Origin of the sequence: uncultured Flavonifractor sp. (genome assembly GCF_944383115.1) — a bacterium.
Taxonomy (GTDB): Bacteria; Bacillota; Clostridia; order Oscillospirales; family Oscillospiraceae; genus Flavonifractor.
In genome coordinates, this window is the sequence record NZ_CALWOJ010000151.1 from 1 (window position 1) to 2,690 (window position 2,690).

Annotated in this window: 4 protein-coding genes; 2 read left to right on the forward strand and 2 right to left on the reverse strand. The window is 64.1% G+C overall.

Annotation, left to right across the window (positions count from 1 at the left end):
• Both Q0K43_RS10895 and obgE read left to right on the forward strand, forming a co-directional pair.
• Window positions 1-165 (forward strand): 50S ribosomal protein L27 (locus Q0K43_RS10895; RefSeq protein ID WP_297290551.1); only part of this gene is annotated, 165 nt, incomplete at its 5' end.
• A gap of 68 nt (window positions 166-233) precedes the next feature.
• Window positions 234-1,514 carry a GTPase ObgE gene (gene obgE / locus Q0K43_RS10900; protein WP_297290549.1) on the forward strand — a complete coding sequence of 427 codons (1,281 nt, stop codon included), beginning with the start codon at window positions 234-236 and terminating at the stop codon, window positions 1,512-1,514.
• A gap of 41 nt (window positions 1,515-1,555) precedes the next feature.
• On the opposite strand, the gene Q0K43_RS10905 is transcribed toward obgE, so the two are convergent.
• Complete coding sequence (locus tag Q0K43_RS10905) at window positions 1,556-1,834, reverse strand: DUF1294 domain-containing protein (RefSeq protein WP_366086359.1); 279 nt, start codon at window positions 1,832-1,834, stop codon at window positions 1,556-1,558.
• Window positions 1,828-2,472, reverse strand: a complete 645-nt coding sequence (locus Q0K43_RS10910; RefSeq protein ID WP_297290550.1) for a hypothetical protein — start codon at window positions 2,470-2,472, stop codon at window positions 1,828-1,830. The genes Q0K43_RS10905 and Q0K43_RS10910 overlap by 7 nt, the downstream gene beginning before the upstream one ends.
• Window positions 2,473-2,690 lie beyond the last annotated feature (218 nt).

Genomic DNA, 2,690 nt, shown 5'->3' on the forward strand with positions numbered 1-2,690 from the left:
GCCGGCAACATCCTGGTCCGCCAGCGGGGCACCCATATCCATCCCGGCGTCAACGTGGGCAAGGGCAGCGACGACACCCTGTTCGCCCTCAAGAGCGGCCGCGTGAAGTTTGAGCGCCTGGGCAAGGACCGTAAGCAGGTCTCCATTGTTGAAATTGCTCAGTAATTATGGGTAAACTAAGCCCCGGACGGACTCCCGTTCCGGGGCTTTTTCTTTGGAAGCAAGGAGGTATTATGGCAGCACCCTTTGTAGATACCGCCCGCATCACCGTCAAGGCGGGCAACGGCGGCAACGGCGCGGTGGCCTTCCACCGGGAGAAGTATGTGGCTGCCGGCGGGCCTGACGGCGGCGACGGCGGCCGGGGGGGCAACGTGATCCTGGAGATCAACCCCCATATGTCTACCCTGATGGACTTCCGCTACAAGCGCAAGTATGTGGCGGGCAACGGCATGGACGGCCAGGGCAAGCGATGCTCCGGCAAGGACGGCGAAGACCTGGTCATCAAGGTGCCCCGTGGCACCGTGGTGCGGGACGCGGAGACCCAGGAGATCATCTGCGATATGTCCCAGACCGACTCCTTCGTGCTGGCTCGTGGGGGCAACGGCGGCTGGGGCAACAAGCACTTCGCCACCCCCACCCGGCAGGTGCCCCGCTTTGCCAAGGCGGGGCTGCCCGGCCAGGAGCGGCAGGTGATCCTGGAGCTGAAGCTGCTGGCCGACGTGGGATTGGTGGGCTTCCCCAACGTGGGCAAGTCCACCCTCCTGTCCGTGGTGTCCAAGGCACGGCCCAAGATCGCCAACTACCACTTCACCACCCTCTTCCCCAACCTGGGGGTGGTCTATGTGGACGAGGGGGTGTCCTTCGTGCTGGCCGATATCCCCGGCATCATCGAGGGCGCCGCCGAGGGCGCCGGCCTGGGCCACGACTTCCTGCGGCACATCGACCGCTGCCGGCTGCTCATCCATGTGGTGGACGTGTCCGGCTGCGAGGGCCGTGACCCGGTGGAGGACTTCAAGGCCATCCAGGAGGAGCTGAAGCAGTACGGCCCCGATCTGGCCTCCCGGCCCATGATCGTGGCGGGCAACAAGGTGGACATCGCCAACCACCGCACCGGTCTGGAGGCTCTGAAGGCCTATGTGGAGGGGCTGGGTATGCCCTTCTATGAGATCTCTGCCGCCGCTCAGCTGGGTACCCGGGAGCTGATGTTTGCCGCCGCCCGTGAGCTGGAACACCTGCCTCCCATCACGGTGTACGAGCCCACCTATGTGGAGCGGCCCCCGGAGGTGGATATGTCGGAACCCCTCAACATCATCCACGAGGACGACACCTGGATCGTGGAAGGCCCCTGGCTCCAGCGGCTCATGGCCAACGTCAACTTCGGCGACTACGAGTCCCGCAACTGGTTTGACAAGATGCTCCGCCAGTCCGGCCTCTTTGACCGGCTGGAGGAGATGGGCATCCACGACGGGGATATCGTGTCCCTGTACAACCTGGAATTTGAGTACCAGCGGTAACAGCAACACCGGGCTGCCAATGGGCAGCCCGGTGTCTTTCTTCACGGCAGGAAAAACCGCCAGTAGATCCACCCGCCCAGGGCGATCTGAGCCACCAGGATGGCGGGCAGGCCCCACTTGAAGTACCAGTGGCGGGTTTTGTGGCGGAAGGTATACATACCCAGGACCGCCCCCGGGGAGCCGCCCAGCAGGGCGATGAGGAAAAAACTCTTTTCCGGTACCCGCCAGCGGTGCTTCTTTGCTTTCCGCTTGTCCGCGCCCATGAGGGCAAAGTCCAGGATACTCCAGAAGAGTATCCACAGAACGATCCACTTCAGCATGACGACGCAAACTCCTCTCCCGCCCCCAGGGCGCACACGAAGCCGCCCCGGGTCTTGGTGGTGGCGTACCACAGATTGAGATCCATAGTGAAGGCGTTGCCGTTGTCCACGATGGAGGCGGTGTCCCCCTCCAGGCCGATGAGGGTCACCCAGTGCCACCGATCCAGCTGGCGTATCTTGCCGTTGTCCAGGTTAAGGAAGGCCACGGGGCAGTCACACGCCAGACCGGCGGCCACAAAGGCGCGCAGCTGTTCCCAGCCGGGCCGCTTGGTGCGGGCGGAGGGGAAGGAGAAGAGGGTGGGTGTCAGAGGTACCCCCACAGCTTCGCCGTAAGCCGCCATGCCCTCCACCATGTACTCCGGCCGGTTGAGGCCGTGGCTGCGGGGGGTCACATAGTTCCACACCCGGCACATATGCGCGGTAAAGGGGGCGCAGTCTGTCCCCAAGTCCGGACACAGTGGGGAAAATTCCGGCCGCTGCCGGGCAAGATAGCGGAAGATGAGGGCGGCGGTGGTGGGGCCGCAGCCCGCCCGCCGCTGCCAGGGGTCGGGGAACCAGTCCTGGTCCGCGCCGTGGCAGATGGCCCCGTCCGGGCCGGTCAGATCCAGCCATTCCGGGTGAAGAAGGAACGTGGGCATCCGCCCACCCCCTTTCCCAAGGATTATTATCAGTATAGCATCGCTGTCAAGAAGCGCAACGGTTGCCGAGGAAGAAAAAGTGTGCTATTCTGTGCAGAGAGCAACAGGAGGAAGGATATGACCAAGACCGAACTGCTGAACAAGCTGGCCCGGGACGGGGAGGAGCGGCTGCTGCTGGCCCGGGCCATGGACAAGCTGGAGCTGGCCCGTACCCGGTC